This is a genomic window from Variovorax sp. YR750, from assembly GCF_900109805.1.
GTDB lineage: Bacteria > Pseudomonadota > Gammaproteobacteria > Burkholderiales > Burkholderiaceae_C > Variovorax > Variovorax gossypii.
The window spans coordinates 207896-225365 of the sequence record NZ_FOBJ01000004.1 but is presented as its reverse complement, the minus strand read 5'-3'; the positions used below and the strand labels follow the sequence as shown (position 1 = coordinate 225365).

Sequence of the window (17470 nt, the reverse complement as noted above, 5' to 3'; positions counted from 1 at the left end):
AAAGAGTATTGAAAACCGAAGACAAACGGTATTTCCAAATATAAGACAGCTTGCCTACGATGCCCTCATGACAAGCAGAGACAAGCCGCAGGAGCACCCTGCAACCCGGCCTTTCCAGGGGCACCCGCTGATGATGGGGCTGGCTCGCGGAGAGCCGATGACGGCCTTCGGCATCCGCATCTCGCGCACGCCCGACATCGCCCGGCTGGCCAAGGCCAGCGGGCACCACGCGATCTGGGTCGACCTGGAGCACAGCACCATTTCGCTGGACGCGGCGGGCGCGATCTGCGCCGCCGCGCACGACCTCGGCCTGATGGCGCTGGTGCGCGTGCCGGAGCGCGAGTACGGCGCCATCGGCCGGCTGCTCGACGCGGGCGCGTCCGGCCTCATCTTCCCGCGCGTCGAAACGGCGGAGCAGGCCGCCGACCTGGCGGCCGCCTGCCGCTTTCCGCCGCACGGCCACCGGTCAGCCATCGCGGCGCTGCCGCAGTTCGGCTATCGCCGGCTTCCGGCGGCCGAGACCTACCGGCTCGCCAACGACACGGTGGTCGTCAACGTGCTGATCGAGAGTCCGCTCGGCATTCGCAACGCGGAGGCCATCGCACGGGTGCCGGGCGTGGACCTGGTGAGCATCGGCACCAACGACCTGAGCGCGGAACTCGGCGTGCCCGGTGACTACCGCCATCCGCTGGTGCAGCAGGCGCTGAACGACGCGCTCGCGGCCTGCACGCGCGCCGGCAAGCCGCTGTCGATCGGCGGCATCGCCGATGCCGCGCTGAACGCCGAGCTGCTGGCGCGCGGCGCCGCGCCTTTCCTCATGACGGGGATCGACACCGATGTGCTCCTTGCTTCGATGCAGGAGCGCGTGCGCGGCGCGCTGGCGGGCCACGCGGCGGTTGCCGTGCGGACGTCCGAGCCACAGGCTGCCTGAGCGGACGCCTCCTTCCCCGACTTCTTCGTTTTCTCCTTCTCCCGCCTTCGTTCCGAACATGAACCACGAGATCCTGACCTCCAAGCCGATGCGCGACGCGCAGACCCTGACCCGCCCGGCCTTCGAGGTTCCCGCCGGCGCCTGCGATGCGCATGTGCACGTCTTCGGACCCGCCGAGCACTATCCCCGCGTCGATCACCCGCACTACACGCTGCCCGACGGCAACCTCGCGCAGCTGCACAGCGCGCTCGAGGTGCTCGGCGTCGAACGCTTCGCGATCGTCCAGCCCAGCTTCTACGGCACCGACAACCGCTGCATGCTCGATGCGCTCGACGCGGCGGGAGACCGTGCGCGCGGCGTCGCGATGGTGGAAGACGACGTGTCCGACGAGACCCTGCGCGAGATGCATGCACGCCGCGTGCGCGCGCTCAGGCTCGACCTGTTCCTGCGCCAGAAGCTGCCCACTTCGCAACTGCATGCCTACATCGAGCGCAGCATCCGCCGCATCCGGCCGTTGGGCTGGCATGTGCAGTTCTATACGCCGGGCTGGGTCGTGCGCGACCTCATCCCGGTGCTGCCCGACCTCGAGTCGGACTTCGTGATCGACCACATGGGCTACATGCTGGAGAGCGACGGCCTCACGCGCGCCGACTTCGACCGCCTGCTGCGAGCCGTGGCCGACGGGCGCGGCTGGTTCAAGCTCTCGGGGCCGTACCGCCTCGCGAAGGACGGCAACTACGCGCGGCTGAAGCCCCTCGCGCAGGCGATCGTCGAGACCGTGCCCGACCGCGTGATCTGGGGCAGCGACTGGCCGCACATCCCGGAAGGCGGGCGCGACACCGGCGAACTGCTGAACCTGCTGGGCGACTGGATCCCGGACCCGGTCGCGCGCCGCAAGGTGCTTGCCGACAACCCCGCTCGGCTGTTCGGCTTCTGAAACGGAAGGCATGAAGATGGCGGACACCACCATGGACTGCATCCAGGAACTGGACACCTCCGGCGCGCGCGCCGCGGAAGTCTTCGAACACGGCGGCACGCGCTACCTCGTGGTGCCGCAGCTCGCCGAAGACGTCGCGGGGCAGCCCGCGCAGATGACGCTGGGCAACAGCGACGTGGAAGCGCTCGTCTACCGCTGGGAGGGCGAAAGCTTCGTCGAGCACGCTCGGCTGCCCGTGCCGGGCGGCGAGGACGCCGAGTTCTTCCGCATCGGCGAGCGCGCCTTCCTCGCCACCGCCAGCCTGCGCACCGGCTCGGGCCCGTACGCGCTGGACACGCATTCGACGATCTTCGAACTGGTGGACGGGCGCTTCGACGTCTTCCAGCGCATCCCCACATCGGCCGCCAAGCAGTGGATTCATTTCGAGATCGGCCCGCGCCACTTCCTTGCGCTCGCGCAGGGAGTGACCCATGGCGATACGCCGCTCGCGCCGGGCGCCGAATCGTGCATCTACGAATGGAACGGCGAGCGCTTCGAGAAGCTGCAGACGGTGCGCTCGGGCTGGGGCTACAACTGGGCCTTCTTCGAGGTCGACGGGCAGAAGCTGCTGGCCTATGCAGACCACGCCGTGCCGTCGCAGCTGCTGCGCTGGAACGGCAGCAGCTTCGAGCCCTTCCAGGAGCTGGAAGGCAAGAGCGGGCGGGCCTTCCGCTTCTTCGAGACCGAGGGCTCCACCTGGCTCGCGTTCGCATGCCTGCACGACGACACCGTGCTCTACCGCTGGAGCGACGGCCGTTTCGTGCAGCACCAGGTGCTCAGCGGACCGGGCGGCCGCGAGTTCGACTGGATCGCGACGCCGGACGGCGGCCGGCTGGTGCAGGTCAACTTCCTGCATGGAACGCGCGAGGCACCGATCCCCCGGCTGCAGTCGACCGTCCTGCGCATGACGAAGGGCCGCATGGAGCCGGTCGCCGAGTTCCCGACTTCCGGTGGCACCGATGCATCCTTCTTCGAGGCGGAGGGCCGGCGCTACCTGGTCGTGACCAACAGCCTCAGCGGCGAGGTGCGGTTCCGCACGCCGAGCCGCGTCTACCGCCTCGACTTCCCCGCGGACAAGGAGCCGGCATGAACCATCCCGCTGCCTCACACCAGAGCCCCGAGCTGCTGCGGCTCTTCGAAACCTACACCGGCGGGCCGCACGGCATCGGCGCGAACCTGGCCGCGCTCACGGGTGCCGCGACGGCAGGCGATCCGCTCATCGTGGCCACCAGCGCGGACATCGTGCTGTTCCCCGGCAACGGCCGTGATCCCGAGGTCGAGGGCTTTCGTCTCTCCACGCGCGGCTTCAAGGAGCTGGCCGGCATCTCGCACCATGGGCCGGCGGTGGCGTCGATCCTCAAGATGCGGCTGGTCGATCCCGACGGGCCGCTCTGGCGCAGGGAAGCCGAACGGCTGGTCGCCGCCACGAGCGTGGCGCGCGAGGCCAACTCGGTGGCGCTGTGGCGCGACCGGATCGCGGTGCCGGCCTACCGGGGGCGCGAGCAGAAGATCGCCGAACTGGTCCGCTACTCGTGCGTGCTGACCGAGCGTTACCTCGAACGCGTGCTGGAGCGGCCCGAGCTCTTCACGCCCTGGGACATGCGCGAGCACTACCTCGAAGGCAGCGGCTCCGCCGTCGGCGCCACGGTGCCGATGAACGCGGTGATGATCGCCACCTTCTTCCTGGTCGGCATGGATATCAGCCACCGCGTGATCGGCTGGCTCGACCGCCATGCCATCGACTGGTCGCGCGCCATGGCGCTGGTGATCGGGCGCCAGGGCAGGCCCACCGCCGGCGTGACATGGACCACCAATTCGGTGGCCGCCATGATCCTCGGCGCCTCGCGCCACACGCTCTCGCTCGACCGGCTCTTCATCGCGCCCCACGCCGCCGAGTTCCCGGCCGGTTCGGCAGCCGACATGGCGGCCATGCGCGCGTTCGAGACCTCGATGCGCCAGCTGTGGGCCCACACGCGCGCCGTGAGCGAACTCGGCACGTTGATGTACGACGGCTATCCGCGCTACGAGCCTTCCTCCACTGCCCGCCCGGTGCTCGACGCGGACACGCGCGCGGTGGCCGAGATGCCGGCCATCGCCGGCCCGGACGACTGGCGCGCGCTGAACACGCGGCTGCGCGTGGTGCTCGAGGACCCGCGCCAGCTGCTGTCGGGCTGCGTCACCGACTACGCCGTCGAGCAACTGCAGGCGCACGGCAACGACCCCACGCGGGTGCCGGTGCCGGGCCTGGACGGCACGGACTATCCGCCGCTGCCCTGAGCGTGAGCCTCGCCCGCGACACGGGCAGGAGGTCTGGAAGAGAGACAAAAGAGAGACAGAAGAGATACAGGAGACAAACCATGAAAAGAATCGCTCGCTCGCTGCTCGCCGTGCTGGTCTCGGCCAGCGCGTTCGCACCTGCCTGGGGGCAGGGCTCGCCCTGGCCGTCACGGCCCATCAAGATCATCACGCCCACGCCCGTGGGAGTGGGCTCGGACATCTTCGCCCGCGCCTATGCGGACCGCCTTAGCCGCGCGCTGCAGACGCCGGTGGTGGTCGAGAACAGGCCGGGCGCGCTGGCTTCCATCGGCACCGACGCGGTCGCCAAGGCCGCGCCCGACGGCTACACGATCCTGTTCTCGACGAGCAACCCGTTCACCATGACGCCGTTCCTGCTCTCGAAGATGCCCTACGACGCGAAGAACGACCTGGTGCCCGTCACGCAGGCGCTCAAGGGCGGATCGTTCATCCTGGCCAATGCGGCAGTGCCGGTGAAGAACATTCCCGAGCTGGTCGCGCTGGCGAAGAAGGAGCCGGGCAGGATCTCGTTCGCCTCCTATGGCTCGGGCACCACCTCGCACCTGGGATTCGAGCTGTTCCAGGAGGCCGCGGGCATCGAGCTGCTGCACGTGCCGTACAAGCAGAGCGCCGCGCCGGACCTCATGGCCGGGCAGGTGCAGCTGGGCTTCGAGCCGCCCGTCTCGGCGCTGCCCAACATCAAGTCGGGCCGCGTGAAGGCGCTGGCGTACACGGGCAGCAAGCGCAGCGCGGCACTGCCCAACGTGCCCACGCTCTCGGAGAGCTATCCGGGCGTCGAGGTGTTCACCTGGCTGGGCTTCTGGGTGCCGGCCAGGACGCCGCAGGCCATCGTCGACAGGCTCAACAAGGAGATCGTCGCCATCACGCATTCGCCGGAGATGGGCAGGCTCCTCAGCGACGCCGGCCTCGATCCCATCGGCAGCACGCCCGCCGAGGCGGCCGCTGTCATCGACCGCGAAGCGCAGGCCATGAGCCGGCTGATCAAGGCCAAGAACATCCGCATCGACTGACGGGCGATGCCCCGGGGCGCGGCCACGCACCGCGCCGCCTTCTTTCTTTTCCGGAATTCCCACGCCACGGTGCTTGCGGCGCAAGCGCCGTGCGCCGGCGCACGCGCCAGAACTACAACGATTTCTACAACCAGGAGACAAGCATGAGGATCAGGACCACCAAGCCCCCAACCACCATCGCCCGCCGCGGCTTGCTGCCGCATGCCTTCACCGGCGCGATCTGCCTCGCGGCCGGCGCGAGTGCCACGGCGCAATCCAGCGTGCAGATATTCGGCACGCTGGACATGAACGTCACCTGGTCCAAGAGCGGCGGCGCCTCGGTCAAGTCGCTCGACCAGGGCGGCAACATCTTCCCGAGCCGCCTCGGTTTTCGCGGCACCGAAGACCTGGGCGGCGGACTGGCCGCGAGCTTCTGGCTGGAAATGGCGCTGCTGCCCGACACCGGCGAGATCCAGGGCACCGGCTTCCACCGGCGCTCCACCCTGAGCCTGTCGCACAACAGCTTCGGCGAACTGCGACTGGGGCGCGACTACACGCCCACCTTCTGGAACATCTCGCAGTTCTCGCCCTTCGGCACCGTGGGCGTCGGCGGCTCGGCCAACATCGTCGAGGGCTGGCCCTTCGGCCTCGGCGGCGCGCGCACGCTGGCGCGGGCCAACAATTCGGTGGGCTATTTCCTGCCCAAGGGCCTGGGCGGCTTCTACGGCCAGGCGATGTACGCGTTGCCCGAAGACCAGGAAGGCTCACGCTACCGCGGCGCGCGCTTAGGCTGGACCAACGGCACCATCGACGTGGCGGCGGCCTACGGCGTCACGCCGGTCGGCACCACCGACTACCGCGTGGCCAGCATCGGCGGCACCTACGATTTCGGCGTAGCGAAGCTCTACGCCAACTACTACCGCCAGAAGGCCGACACCGACAAACAGGTGAACGCGCTGCTGGGCGTGAGCGTGCCGGTGGGGCCGGGCGTGATCAAGGCTTCGGTGGCGCGCTCCAACCGCTCGGGGCCGGGACTCGACGGCGACGATGCGACGCAGTACGCCGTCGGCTACGTGCACTACCTGAGCAAGCGCACCGCGCTGTACGGCACCTACTCGTACATCCGCAACCGGGGCAACGCGGCCTATGTCGTCAGCGATTCGTCGCCGGCCGGCGTACCGGGGGCGGGGTCTAGGGGCCTGCAGTTCGGCATCTCGCACAACTTCTGAGGGGCGCCGGTCACTGAGGCAGTTCCAGCTTCTCCCAGGCGCGCAGCATGGCCAGCTGCCGACGGAGGACGCTGGTAGGCATTGCCTGCGAGCCCCACACAGGAACGCGTCCGGCGTTCTCCCCCAGCATCCAGAACTGCCGGACCGCCATGAAACGCGGGACGGCGGCCAGATCGTTGTCGGCGACGGGTCTTGCCTCGCGATAGGCCGAGATGAAGTGCTTCCACTGAGTCTTTGCCTTGTCGCTCAGCACGCCGTCGGTCGTACGTGGATGCAGAAGCCACGGATAGACAGCAAGTTCGTAGGCAAGGTAGCCAGGGCCTGTTTCATCGAAATCGAAGAACACGGCCTCGCACTGCTCCTGGGCATTTCGCACGATGAAGTTGTTGCTGCCGTGGGCATCACCGTGGCACAGCACCTGCCTCAGCGCGCCCAGGGCCGAGATGTCGGCATGCAGGCGCTCGCCCAGTTGCTCGAATTGCGGGCGCAGCTCGGCGGTCATGGTCGGGGCACGCAGCAGGCCCTGCAGCGGTCGCAGAAGGAGGTAGTCGAGGTCGAGGGAGTAGGCACTGCCGGGGCCTTCGTAGGTCTCGCCTGCGACGTGCAGGGTGGCCAGGCCTTGCGCGAAAGCCCGGATGTCTTCGGCCGAGTCGCCGGTGAACTCGCCGTCGAGGTGCTCGAACAACATCAGCGCTCGCGAACCTTCCGGCAGGGGTACCTGCACCGCGATCTCGCCGTTCGCGGCCGGCAGGCAGCGCGATACGCGGCATCCGGCGCGGGCCAGGTGCTCCAGCGCGGCCGCCTCGAACATCACGTTGGGATCGCCCCGCGGCCGTTCGGCCGAGAGCCGCGCCACCACGCGGCGCCCATCGGCAAAGCCGAGCCTGTAGACCTGGTTGAAGCTGCGCCGCAGGAATTCGCTCTCGATCACCTCGCCCAGGCCATAGTGGGCCTGCACGAACTTCGCGATGCCGGCGGCGGTTGGCGTGGATTGCGCGATCTCCAGTTCCATCGAAACCCCCAGGACAAAAGGGGCGCGATTATGCCGCCCGGGGGCGAGTGCGATGATCTTTTCATCATGAACGCAGCGAGCGACGCCAGGTTCTGGGACCGGACTTCACGCAGGTACGCGAAGAGCGCGATCGGGGATCCGGCCGGCTACGAGCGCACGCTGGAGCGCACCCGCGCACTGCTGCGGCCGGATTCGAGGGTGCTCGAGCTGGGATGCGGAACGGGCACGACAGCGCTGCGGCTCGCGGCCGATGCGGGGAGCTACCTCGCGACGGACATCTCCGCCGGCATGATCGCGATCGCCAACGAGAAGCTCGCGGCCAGCCCCGTGCCCGCGCTTGCCTTCCGCATCGCAACGGCGGAAGCGCTCGCGCAGGAAGCCGCGCGGTTCGACATCGTCATGGGGTTCAACTATCTCCACCTCGTGCGCGACCTGCCCGGCACGCTGCGCAGCATTCACGGCCTGCTTGCGGCGCAAGGCCTGTTCATCTCGAAGACGCCTTGCGTCGGCGACATGAACCCGCTGATCCGGCTCCTGCTGCCCGCGATGCGCGCGATCGGCGCGGCGCCCTATGCAAGCGCTTTCCGCGAAGCGGAGCTGAAGCAGCACATGGAGGCCGCGGGCTTCGAGATTCTTGCCGTCGAAGACCACGCGACGAAGGGCACGGAAAACCGTCCCTGCATCGTGGCCCGCAAGAGATGAAGCGGGCGGTCGGCCTGTTCGCCGCGCGTCATCACGGCAGCGCAGAATGGCCGCGATTTTTCCGGAGCCTGAACCGATGACTTTTGATGACGGACATGCCGACGTGCCGGTGCTCAAGGATGGGGACGCCCAGCAACCCATACCTTCGGCCTGGCGCTCGACCATTCGGGAGATCGTCCACGCCTTCGTGCTCGGCGACTATCGCATCGGCACTCCCATCGCGGGAGTGCGGCCCATACCGGCGCAGGATGCCCGGCAGATCGAGGACTACATCCGCGACTACGGCGAGACGCTGGTCGACCTGCCCGACGACACGTGGGATTCGTCGGTCTGCATCTGGCTCGGCAGGCGATGGAACGCGCTGGTCGATCTCTGGACGGTTTCCGAGGGTCGCAGCGACCTGGTGCTGCACCTTCACGTGTCTGAAGCCGAAGGCGGCTTCGCGTTCGAGGTCTATATGGTGTACGTGCCCTGAGAGCGCGCGGCGCGTTCAGTCCCTGCCGCGCACCATTCCGAGCGCGATGCCGCCGAGGATGAGCGCGAGCGCTCCCACCAGCGCCATGCCGATGCGCTCCCCCAGCGACACGGCGGAGCAGACGATGCCGATCACCGGCACGCCCAGCAGCCCCAGCGAAGTGGTCGTCGCGGGCAGCGCGCGGTTGATCGTGGTCATGGCCCATGAAGCCAGCGCGATGCCGAACACGCCGCCGTAGAGCAGCTGCGAGACAAGTGCCGGGCTCCACTCGATGCGCGGAACGCCTTCGAGCGCGAAGGCCATCGGCAGCAGCAGGCAGCTGGCGAGCAGCGCATGCCAGAAAACGAGTTCGAAGGGCGGCGTGACCCATCTGTGCGCGCGCACGTAGAGGATGCTGCCCGCCCAGCACAGAGCGGCCAGCAGCACGGCGGCATTGCCGGCGACCGCGCGGCGGTCGTGCCAATCGAAGCTCAGCGGATTGAAGATCAGCACCAGCCCCGCCAGGCCGATGCCCGCGCCCAGCAGCCGCCAGCGCGTGGGAGCCTCGCCCAGCAACAGCCATGCGCCCGGCACCACCCATAGCGGCGTGGTGTAGGCCAGCACCACCGAGCGGCCGGCCGTCACGTGCTGCAGGCCGATGCTGCACAGCACGGAGAACGCGGTCATGTGCAGCACGCCGACGCTCAGGATGACCGGCAGGTCCGCGCGCCGGGGCAGCACCAGCCGCCGCGTCAGCAGGCACAGCAGCAGGACGGCGAGGGCGCCCACGCCGGTTCGCAGCGCCACGGTCCACACCGGTGGAAGGTGGGCGAGCATGGCCTTGCCGACCGGCCAGTTGATGCCCCAGACCACCGCCACCAGGCCCAGCAGCCAGGGCGCGGCGCGCGATGACGGTGTCGATGCGAAGGCCGTGGCGGAAGTGCTCATTCGTAGGTGGAAGCGGATGGGTTCGACCCCGGACCTTAGGCTTGCCGTGGCATCATTTGTAGACCCAGATCAGCCCACATCGATGGAGCCACCACAACATGGACTACGGCGCCTTGCTCGCCGCATTCGCGCGCGAAGAGGGGCCGCAGGGCCCCGCGACCCGGCAGCACCGGCTGTACGCCTGCCTTCGCTGGGCGATCCTCGGCGGAAAGATCGCCGAGGGCGCGCGGCTTCCGTCCACGCGAACCCTGTCGGCCGAGCTCGGCATGGCCCGCAACTCCGTGCTCTATGCCTACGAGCACCTGGGCGCAGAAGGCTTCCTCGTCGGCACGCGCCATGGCACCGTCGTCGCGAGCCTCGGACTGGCGCGTGACGCGGCCGTCGGGCGCGACTCGGCGCAGGCGCCCGAGGCGCCGCCGCTGGCACGGCGAGCCGCCATTCCGCACGGCGGGCCGGACGAGGCCGACCGCGCGCTGCCCCTGTGGCCCGGCGTGCCGGCGCTGGACGAGTTTCCGCTCGCCGCATGGCGTCGCTGCATGGAGCGGGCCTGGCGCGCCATCGACGCACGGCAGCTGAACTACGCCCCCGTGCAGGGCCACCTGCCGCTGCGGCAGGCGATCGCGCAATACCTGCGCGTGTCGCGCGGCGTGCGCTGCGAGGCGGAGCAGGTTTTCATCACCAACGGATCGCAGGGCGGCCTCGAGCTCTGCGCCCGCACGCTGGCCGACGCGGGCGACACGGCATGGATCGAGAACCCCGGCTACCCGGGCGCCCGCGCGGCCCTGCAGGCGGCCGACCTGCGGCTGGTGCCCATCGCGGTCGATGCCGAGGGCCTGGCGCCCAGCGCCGAAGACTGGAGCGCAACGCCTCCGAAGCTGATCTACATCACGCCTTCGCACCAGTACCCGCTCGGCGCCATGATGAGCCTGGAGCGGCGGCTGACGCTGATACGGCAGGCGCGCGAGGCCGGCGCATGGCTGGTCGAGGACGACTACGACAGCGAATTCCGCAGCGAGAAGGTTCCGCTCTCGGCCGTGCAGGGGCTGGACGCGCATGCACCGGCGATCTACGTCGGCACCTTCAGCAAGACGATGTTCCCGGCGCTGCGCCTGGGCTTCACGGTGGTGCCCGCGCCGGTGGTCCCGGCCCTGCTGGGCGCGATCGGCGCCACCGGCATGCGCGGCCGGGTCGCGGACCAGGCCGCGCTGGCCGACTTCATCGAAAGCGGCCAGTTCACGCTGCACCTGCGCCGGATGCGGCAACTCTATGCCCGGCGGCGCGAGGCATTGCAGGAGGCGCTGCAGCGGCACCTGGGCGGCGTCGTCACCGTCTCCGGCGGCGCGGGCGGCATGCATCTGTCGGCGCGGCTCGAAGCGCCGGTCGCAGACGTGGACGTGAGCCAGGCGGCGCGGGTGCAGGGGCTGGGGCTGCGTCCGCTGAGTCCGTTCTGCCTGCCGGGCACGGCCGGCACGCTCTACAACGGCTTCGTGCTCGGCTACGCGGGAATGCCTCCGGAGCGGGCCGACGGGCTCGTGCGGCACATGGGGCGTGTCATCGACCAGGTGTGGCGCGCGGCTGCGAACCGGCCCTCCTGAAGCAGGGGCCTACGAACTCTCGCGCTGCTCGATGTGGAACGGGATCAGCACCGTCTCGGCGGGCGGCCGGAGCCCCTCGCGCGCACCGTCGATCACGCGCAGCAGCAGTTCGCCCGCAGCCTTGCCGATGCCCACGCAATCGACTGCCACGGTGGTGATGCGCGGATGGCAGGCGCGCGCCACCTCGAAGTCGCCGAAGCCCGCGATCGCGATGCGGCCCGGCACTTCCCAGCCGCGGCGCTGGCATTCCATCAGCGCGCCGAAGGCCGAGAGGTCGGACACGCAGAGCACCGCGTCCACGTCGGGCCACTGGCGGATCAGCTGCGCCACGGCCTCTCCGCCCTGTTCCATGGAGATGGGCGGCTGGCCGAAACTGATCACGCGGCCGTCGGGCAGGCCCAGTTCGCGGATCGCCTCCGCGTAGCCGCGCTGGCGGTCGGCGCCGCGCGTGTCGCGGTTGGAGGTGCCGCCGATGAAGGCGATGCGCCGGTAGCCCTTGTCGTGCAGGTGCCGCACCATCGCGCCCGCGGCTTCCGCGTTCGAGAAGCCGACCGTGTGCTCGATGGGCGTGACGGGCAGGTCCCAGGTCTCGACCACCGGCACGCCCGCGGCCTGCAGCATCGCGCGAGCGGCCGGCGTGTGCGAGCCGCCGGTGAGGATCACGCCTTCGGGCCGGCGCGCGAGCATGGCGCGCAGCAGGCGCTCCTCGGTCTCCACGCGGTAGTCGGTGTAGCCCAGCAGCAGCTGCAGGCCGCGCGCTTCCACGGCGGCGGTGATGCCCTGGGCGGTCTCGGAGAAGTTGGAGTTGTTAAGGGAGGGGATCAGCACCGCGACGAAGCCCGAGCGCTTGCTGGAGAAGGTGCGCGCCGTCTGGTCGATGACGTAGCCCATTTCCTCGCAGGCCTGCAGGATGCGCTGGCGCAGCGCCTCGGAGGTCACGCGGTCGCTGCTGCCGCCCCGGTTGAGCGCGCGCGACACCGTCATCTTCGACACGCCGACGCGCGCGGCCACGTCGGCCATGGTCGCGGGGCGGGTGAGGGGCGGAGCGGGGGCGGCGGAGGCTTTGGTCGGGGGCAAGGGGCTTCTTTCTCGGGAAAGCAGTCCAAGGATCAAGGATATGCGACGCAGCATCGTCGCAAACCCATGGCTGCCGAGAATACGCCGGGAGCTCCCGTCCGGGGCAGGCAGTGCCCGCCGGTCACTCGGTGGCCAGCAGGTTCTTCATGCGCACCTGGTCGCCGTTGCGGTAGTAGAAGTCGTCGGGGCGCTTTGCCTGTGCGCGCTTCTCGAGGTCTTCCAGGCTGATGCCGTCGGGGTTGGCCTGCAGCTCCTGCTCGAGCGCTGCGAGCTCGGCCTCGTTCGTCACCGTCGCATAGTCGGCCTCGCGGGAGCGCATCACCGGCTGGCCGTCGCTCGTCTTGAAGCTCTTGATGCAGTTGCCTTTGCAGCTTTCGCCCGGCATCAGCTTGACCCACTTGGGACCGCCGAGATAGACGGCGTAGTACATCAGCTTGGCCTTGGCCTGCGGCACGCCCTGGTCGATCAGTCCTTCGTAGAAGACGCGGTGCGTCTTGCGCCACGGACGCACCTGGCGCACGCAGTAGTGGTCGTGGATGATGGCCGCTTTGAGGAAGGACTCCTCGAAGGGCTTTCCGACGATCGGCTGGAATATCGGCGGAATGGTGGCGCCGTCGGTGGGCTCTCCGTCGTAGGTTTCCCAGACGAGCTTGTTGCTGTCGGTGAAGCGGAGCTTGTTCTTGACCTTGCACTTGCCGGTCTGCGTGCATCCCGCAGGTTCCAGCACCAGGTCGCCGACGAACTGGGCCTGCGCGAACGCCGACGCCATGCAGAAGGCGGCGGCCGCGAGGGTCCGGAAGAAGGTGCCGGATGCTTTCATCGGATCTCCTGGTGCATGAAGGTCGCGTTGTCGATGACGTTGTGCAGCTCCAGCCCGTGCTTGTCGAAAAGCTTGATGTCGGTGCTGGCCGGCGAGTAGTCGAGGATGCCGAAGTTCTCGCGCTCGCCGGTGAGGTAGTACTTGGTGACGAAGGCGCCCGAGGAGACGACCTCGAACATCTTCGTTCCGCCGGCCGGCGGCAGGAACGCGTTCTCGTGGATGTCGCCGGTCAGGAAGATGATGTTGCGCCCGTAGATGATCTCGCGGAACTTCGCGTAGTCGTCGCGGTAGCGCATCCAGCCGTTGCCGGTCGCGCGGATCGGGGTGCCGGCGCAGATCACCACGTAGCCTTGCTCATTGGCCAGCTCCTGCTTGAGGTAGTCGAGTTGCTTGCGCCCGAGCAGCGGACTGGCGTCGCCGGGCTCGGCGCTGTACCAGCGGGTGTCGAGGAAGATCGCCCGGCCGATGCGCTGCTGCTGGTGCATCAGCGGCACCGAGTAGTAGATGCCGTCGGTGGCGGGATCGAGATGCGCCGGGTTCTGCAGCTGCTCGATCTGCATGTACTTGGTGAAGAGCCGGCGGGTCTCCTGCTTCACCGGCGCGCTGACCTCCGAGCCGTGCGCGTTGTTCCATGCGAAGTCGTGGTCGTCCCAGGTGCCGTACACGCCGCCGCCGTTGCCCTGCCTCTGGCGCAGCGCGTCCCGCAGGGCCTTGAAGTTCGGCACGCTCCATTGCGTTTCGTACTTGCCCTGCATCACATCGGCGAACTTGGCGGGAGTCCATCCGGCCGGTTCGTTCAGCTTGGGAAAGAAGTCCATGTAGATCTGGTCGCCCAGGAGGAACAGGTAGTCGGGCTGCTCCTGCGCGATGCGGTTCCAGACGTGCTGGTAGCCGTCGGGGCCGGACTTGTAGTTCATGCACGACGTGAAGGCGATCTTCATTGGGGGCTCCTCGTTCACCGGTCTCTGTCTGCCGGGTGAGGCGGATCATAGGCAGCCGTCGCGCGCTGTCCCTCCGCAGAATATGGGATGGCGCTGCCCGTTCAGGCGCGCTCTTTCTTCAGCTGGCGCAGCGCGGCCTCGGCGTGCGCGACGAACCGGCCGGCCAGCAGCGAGGCCGCGAAGTTGTCGTTGGTCACCGCGAAGATGTCGAACGAGGGCGCGTTGCGTATCGGCCTGAAGCTCAGCCGGTCGGTCATGCAGCCGCGCGCCGTGAGGTCGTCGACGATGGCCACGCCCGCGCCTGCCGCCGCCATGGCGCAGGCGCTCTGGCCGGCCCGCACCTCGATGCGCGCGTCGGGCTGGCAGCGCTGCTGCACGCACCAGTCGGCAATGATCCGGCCCTGCGGGGTGTCGGGGCTGAAGGAGATCATGCGCTCCTTCAGGATGTCGGCCGGCGCCAGCGTGCGCCGCGCCTCCAGTGCGTGGCCGCGCGGGAACACGCCGGCCAGCGTCCACCGGCCGATGGGGCGGGCGCTGAGCAGCGGATCGTCGATGGCCAGCGTGGAGATGGCCACGTCGGCCTCGTGCGCCACCAGGCGCTTGACCATCTCCTTCGCGAGCAGCACTTCGAAATAGAGGCGCGCGTCGGGAAATTCCTCGCCCAGCGCGGTGAGGGCGCGCGGCACCATGTCGAGCCCGGTGCCGGGGCTGCACAGCACGCGCAGCGTGAGCATCCTGCCGCCCTTCAGCGCCTGCGCGCAGTCGTCGATGCGCGCCACGCCCCGGTACACCTGCTCGACCTCGGCGAACAGCGCCTGCGCCTCGGGCGTCGCCAGCAGCCTGCCTTTGCGCCGCTCGAAGAGGCGCAACCCCAGTTGCAGCTCGATGTGCGAGAGCATGCGGCTGATGCCCGGCTGCGACACGTGCAGCGAGCGCGCAGCGTCGGTGACGGAGCCCGCCAGCATGACGGCGCGGAAGACTTCGATCTGTCGGAGGTTCATGACTTGCCTCGGCCCGATGCCATTGTTCGATAACGCGATGTTATGGGCTTGCGACATGTTGGTATTTGCCGGGCGGGCGGGGGCTTCCTAGGATCGGCCTCATTCTTCAGAACAAGCAAAGAGGCAACGAGACATGGCCACAGTCACCGGCATCACCGCCATCGCCGCGCGCGGCATCACGCGCAGGCATGCGATTTCCACTCTCTCGATCGCGGCGCTCGCCGTCGCCTTCGGCCACCGCGCGGATGCCGCCGAGGCCTGGCCCACGAAACCGGTGCGCATCATCGTGCCCTTCGCGCCCGGCGGCGGCGCCGACGGCTCGGCGCGCGTGCTGGCCGAGGTGCTGGCACCGCAGCTCGGCCAGCCGGTGATCGTCGAGAACAAGCCCGGCGCGGGCAGCGCCATCGGCGTGATGGCGGCGCTGCAGAGCCGCGACGGCCACACGCTGCTGATGGGCAGCAACAGCATGGTGATCAACCCGTCGCTCAACCCGAAGCTGACCTACGACGTGGCGCGCGATTTCGACGCCATCGGCATGGTCTCGCAGCAGCCGCTGGTGCTGGTTGTGCCGGCCGAATCGAAGGCGAAGACCGTGGCTGACCTGGTGGCGCAGGCCAAGGCCCAGCCCGGCAAGCTCAGCGCGGGCAACAGCGGCACCGGCACGCTGGCGCACCTGACGGCCGAGCTGTTCGCGCAGGAGACCGGCACCTCGCTCGTGAGCGTGCCCTACAAGGGCGAGAGCGCGCTGATGCCCGACCTGATCTCGGGACTGGTGTCGATGGGCTTCCTGAACCTGCCGAGCGTGATCGTGCACATCCGCTCGGGCCGGCTGCGTGCGCTGGCTGTGTCTTCGGCGCAGCCGGTGGCCGAGCTGGCGAACGTGCCGACCCTGCGCAGCCTGAAGCTGCAGAGCCTGGAAGTGGAGGGCTGGGCCACGCTGGTGGCGCCCAAGGGCAGCATTCCTGCCGAGGGGTTGGCGCGGCTCGAGAAGCTGCTGGCAGGCGCGCTGCAGTCGGAGACGGTGAAGAAGCGCTTCGAGGCGCTGAGCCTCGAGACATTCATCCGCGGCCGCGAGGCCACGGCCCAGTACCTGAAGGCCGAAGGCGGCCGCTGGGGGCAGGTGGTGAAGAGCCGCGGCATCCAGGTCGAGAACTAGCATGCACATGAACAAGGACATCGGAACGAGCCGCGTCGTCGAGGCCGACGTGGTGGTGTGCGGCGGAGGCGTCGCGGGCACCATGGCGGCGGTGGCGGCGGCACGGCAGGGCGCCTCGGTGGTGCTGGTCGAACGCTACGGCTTCCTGGGTGGCAACGCCACGGCGGGCGCGGTGGCGCAGTTCAACAGCTGGCAGACCGGCAACGGCCGCAAGGTGGTGGCGGGGCTTGCCGACGAGGTGGTCGAGCGGCTGCGGCGCTACGGCGGCGCGCGCGAGCACGACCGATTCGTGATGTCCACCGGGCATCACATGGACCGCGTCGAATACGAGCCCGAGGTGCTCAAGCTGGTGCTCGACGACATGGTGGCGGAGGCCGGCGTGCAACCGCTGCTGCATGCCAGCCTGCTCGACGTGCAGTGCGAGGGGCGACGCGTCGCCGGCCTGCGCGTGCTGACCAAGGGCGGCGTGCTCGCCCTGCGCCCGGCCGTGCTGGTCGATGCCTCCGGCGACATGGACGCGCTCGAGCAGGCGGGCGCGCGCTTTCTCGAGCTCGGCGGCGGCGAGGCGCTGCAGCCGGCCACGATGATGTTCCGCTTCGGCCCCATCGATTTCGAGCGCTTCGGCGCGCTCTCGAAGGCGGAGCTCGCCGAACTGGCCGCCAGGGGCTATGCGCAGGGCGGTCTCGCGCGGGCCGCGTTGCACTCCAGCCGCGTTCCGCATTCGGACGACGCCTGGTTCAACATCAGCCGGCTGGCCATCGACGCCACCGACCCGATGGCGCTCGGCGGTGCGGAGATCGAGGGCCGGCGGCAGGCATGGAAGGCCGCGGCTTTCATCGCCGCCTCGGTGCCCGGCTGCGGCAACGGTCGGCTTCGCGCCTTCGGCACGCAGGTGGGCGTGCGCGAGACGCGGCGCGTGGAGGGCGACCATGTGCTGACGGCCGCCGAGCTGCTGGAGCCGGTGCAGTTCGCCGACGCCATCGCGGCCGGGGCCTACCCGATCGACATCCATCCGGCGCAGGGCGGCTCGCTGCACTACGTGCCGATGGACGACGACCATGCCTACCAGATCCCGTACCGCAGCCTGATCCCGGGCGCTCTCGACAACGCGCTGGGCGTGGGGCGCGGCATCTCGGCCAGCCATGAGGCGCTGGCGGCCATCCGGGTCATGACGATCTCGATGGCGGTGGGGCACGCGGCCGGCATTGCCGCGGCGATGGCAGCGAAGGCGGCTGGCGAGGGCATGGGCGCCCAGGTGCGGGCGGTTCCGGTGCCGGCATTGCGCGAGGCGCTGCTGCGCGGCGGTGCGGTGCTCGCCTAGGC

Annotated in this window: 17 protein-coding genes; 11 read left to right on the top strand and 6 right to left on the bottom strand. The window is 69.2% G+C overall.

The genetic code is table 11. The features are described from left to right. Positions 1-67: 67 nt before the first annotated feature. The 6 genes from BMY35_RS10175 (at position 68) to BMY35_RS10150 (ending at position 6441) form a co-directional block, all read left to right on the top strand. On the top strand, positions 68-931 hold the full coding sequence (locus BMY35_RS10175; protein ID WP_093197743.1) for an HpcH/HpaI aldolase family protein: 864 nt from the start codon (positions 68-70) through the stop codon (positions 929-931). A gap of 58 nt (positions 932-989) precedes the next feature. Beyond that, positions 990-1868, top strand: coding sequence for an amidohydrolase family protein (locus BMY35_RS10170; RefSeq protein ID WP_093197741.1), 879 nt, complete (start codon positions 990-992; stop codon positions 1866-1868). 16 nt (positions 1869-1884) lie between these two features. Then, positions 1885-2997 (top strand): hypothetical protein, encoded by a 1113-nt coding sequence (locus tag BMY35_RS10165; protein WP_218152981.1) that lies wholly within the window; start codon positions 1885-1887, stop codon positions 2995-2997. Next, entirely contained in the window at positions 2994-4184 is a 1191-nt protein-coding gene (locus BMY35_RS10160; protein ID WP_093197736.1) for a DUF5624 domain-containing protein, read from the top strand. Before BMY35_RS10165 ends, BMY35_RS10160 begins: the two co-directional genes overlap by 4 nt. A gap of 80 nt (positions 4185-4264) precedes the next feature. Beyond that, positions 4265-5233, top strand: coding sequence for a Bug family tripartite tricarboxylate transporter substrate binding protein (locus BMY35_RS10155; RefSeq protein WP_093197733.1), 969 nt, complete (start codon positions 4265-4267; stop codon positions 5231-5233). Positions 5234-5376: 143 nt separating this feature from the next. Then, complete coding sequence (locus BMY35_RS10150; RefSeq protein ID WP_093198445.1) at positions 5377-6441, top strand: porin; 1065 nt, start codon at positions 5377-5379, stop codon at positions 6439-6441. Between the two features lie 10 nt (positions 6442-6451). Here the strand turns inward: BMY35_RS10150 and BMY35_RS10145 are convergent, their stop codons facing one another. Next, positions 6452-7453 (bottom strand): phosphotransferase enzyme family protein, encoded by a 1002-nt coding sequence (locus BMY35_RS10145; RefSeq protein WP_093197731.1) that lies wholly within the window; start codon positions 7451-7453, stop codon positions 6452-6454. On the opposite strand from BMY35_RS10145, the gene BMY35_RS10140 reads away from it, so the two are divergent. Next, a complete protein-coding gene (locus tag BMY35_RS10140) occupies positions 7433-8155 on the top strand; it encodes a class I SAM-dependent methyltransferase (RefSeq protein WP_240652192.1) in 723 nt (240 codons plus the stop codon). The two genes, BMY35_RS10145 and BMY35_RS10140, sit on opposite strands and share 21 nt — an antisense overlap. 76 nt (positions 8156-8231) lie before the next feature. Continuing rightward, positions 8232-8630, top strand: coding sequence for a DUF7668 domain-containing protein (locus BMY35_RS10135; RefSeq protein ID WP_206169344.1), 399 nt, complete (start codon positions 8232-8234; stop codon positions 8628-8630). Positions 8631-8645: 15 nt separating this feature from the next. Here the strand turns inward: BMY35_RS10135 and BMY35_RS10130 are convergent, their stop codons facing one another. Continuing rightward, positions 8646-9557, bottom strand: coding sequence for a DMT family transporter (locus BMY35_RS10130; protein WP_093197728.1), 912 nt, complete (start codon positions 9555-9557; stop codon positions 8646-8648). 98 nt (positions 9558-9655) lie between these two features. Here BMY35_RS10130 and BMY35_RS10125 point away from each other — a divergent pair, with 98 nt between their 5' ends. Beyond that, positions 9656-11152, top strand: coding sequence for a MocR-like pyridoxine biosynthesis transcription factor PdxR (locus BMY35_RS10125; protein WP_093197726.1), 1497 nt, complete (start codon positions 9656-9658; stop codon positions 11150-11152). A 9-nt stretch (positions 11153-11161) separates the two neighbouring features. Here BMY35_RS10125 and BMY35_RS10120 read toward each other — a convergent pair whose 3' ends face one another. The 4 genes from BMY35_RS10120 to BMY35_RS10105 all read right to left on the bottom strand — a co-directional run bounded on the left by BMY35_RS10120 (position 11162) and on the right by BMY35_RS10105 (position 14991). Then, positions 11162-12172, bottom strand: a complete 1011-nt coding sequence (locus tag BMY35_RS10120; RefSeq protein ID WP_093197723.1) for a LacI family DNA-binding transcriptional regulator — start codon at positions 12170-12172, stop codon at positions 11162-11164. Positions 12173-12350: 178 nt separating this feature from the next. After that, on the bottom strand, positions 12351-13049 hold the full coding sequence (locus BMY35_RS10115; protein ID WP_093197720.1) for a DUF1353 domain-containing protein: 699 nt from the start codon (positions 13047-13049) through the stop codon (positions 12351-12353). Then, complete coding sequence (locus tag BMY35_RS10110) at positions 13046-13990, bottom strand: alkaline phosphatase D family protein (RefSeq protein ID WP_093197718.1); 945 nt, start codon at positions 13988-13990, stop codon at positions 13046-13048. The genes BMY35_RS10115 and BMY35_RS10110 overlap by 4 nt, the downstream gene beginning before the upstream one ends. 101 nt (positions 13991-14091) lie before the next feature. Beyond that, complete coding sequence (locus tag BMY35_RS10105; protein WP_177213601.1) at positions 14092-14991, bottom strand: LysR family transcriptional regulator; 900 nt, start codon at positions 14989-14991, stop codon at positions 14092-14094. A gap of 133 nt (positions 14992-15124) precedes the next feature. Here BMY35_RS10105 and BMY35_RS10100 point away from each other — a divergent pair, with 133 nt between their 5' ends. Next, the gene (locus BMY35_RS10100; RefSeq protein ID WP_093197712.1) at positions 15125-16147 is read left to right on the top strand and encodes a Bug family tripartite tricarboxylate transporter substrate binding protein; all 1023 of its coding nucleotides are present in this window, start codon (positions 15125-15127) and stop codon (positions 16145-16147) included. A gap of 7 nt (positions 16148-16154) precedes the next feature. Continuing rightward, the gene (locus tag BMY35_RS10095) at positions 16155-17468 is read left to right on the top strand and encodes an FAD-dependent oxidoreductase (RefSeq protein WP_093198438.1); all 1314 of its coding nucleotides are present in this window, start codon (positions 16155-16157) and stop codon (positions 17466-17468) included. Positions 17469-17470 lie beyond the last annotated feature (2 nt).

Bases quoted from the DNA above. Each gene is read 5' to 3' on its own strand.
- BMY35_RS10175 (WP_093197743.1), top strand. From the start codon at position 68: ATGACAAGCAGAGACAAGCCGCAGGAGCACCCTGCAACCCGGCCTTTC.
- BMY35_RS10170 (WP_093197741.1), top strand. From the start codon at position 990: ATGAACCACGAGATCCTGACCTCCAAGCCGATGCGCGACGCGCAGACC.
- BMY35_RS10165 (WP_218152981.1), top strand. From the start codon at position 1,885: ATGGCGGACACCACCATGGACTGCATCCAGGAACTGGACACCTCCGGC.
- BMY35_RS10160 (WP_093197736.1), top strand. From the start codon at position 2,994: ATGAACCATCCCGCTGCCTCACACCAGAGCCCCGAGCTGCTGCGGCTC.
- BMY35_RS10155 (WP_093197733.1), top strand. From the start codon at position 4,265: ATGAAAAGAATCGCTCGCTCGCTGCTCGCCGTGCTGGTCTCGGCCAGC.
- BMY35_RS10150 (WP_093198445.1), top strand. From the start codon at position 5,377: ATGAGGATCAGGACCACCAAGCCCCCAACCACCATCGCCCGCCGCGGC.
- BMY35_RS10145 (WP_093197731.1), bottom strand. From the start codon at position 7,453: ATGGAACTGGAGATCGCGCAATCCACGCCAACCGCCGCCGGCATCGCG.
- BMY35_RS10135 (WP_206169344.1), top strand. From the start codon at position 8,232: ATGACTTTTGATGACGGACATGCCGACGTGCCGGTGCTCAAGGATGGG.
- BMY35_RS10130 (WP_093197728.1), bottom strand. From the start codon at position 9,557: ATGAGCACTTCCGCCACGGCCTTCGCATCGACACCGTCATCGCGCGCC.
- BMY35_RS10125 (WP_093197726.1), top strand. From the start codon at position 9,656: ATGGACTACGGCGCCTTGCTCGCCGCATTCGCGCGCGAAGAGGGGCCG.
- BMY35_RS10120 (WP_093197723.1), bottom strand. From the start codon at position 12,172: ATGGCCGACGTGGCCGCGCGCGTCGGCGTGTCGAAGATGACGGTGTCG.
- BMY35_RS10115 (WP_093197720.1), bottom strand. From the start codon at position 13,049: ATGAAAGCATCCGGCACCTTCTTCCGGACCCTCGCGGCCGCCGCCTTC.
- BMY35_RS10110 (WP_093197718.1), bottom strand. From the start codon at position 13,990: ATGAAGATCGCCTTCACGTCGTGCATGAACTACAAGTCCGGCCCCGAC.
- BMY35_RS10105 (WP_177213601.1), bottom strand. From the start codon at position 14,991: ATGAACCTCCGACAGATCGAAGTCTTCCGCGCCGTCATGCTGGCGGGC.
- BMY35_RS10100 (WP_093197712.1), top strand. From the start codon at position 15,125: ATGGCCACAGTCACCGGCATCACCGCCATCGCCGCGCGCGGCATCACG.
- BMY35_RS10095 (WP_093198438.1), top strand. From the start codon at position 16,155: ATGAACAAGGACATCGGAACGAGCCGCGTCGTCGAGGCCGACGTGGTG.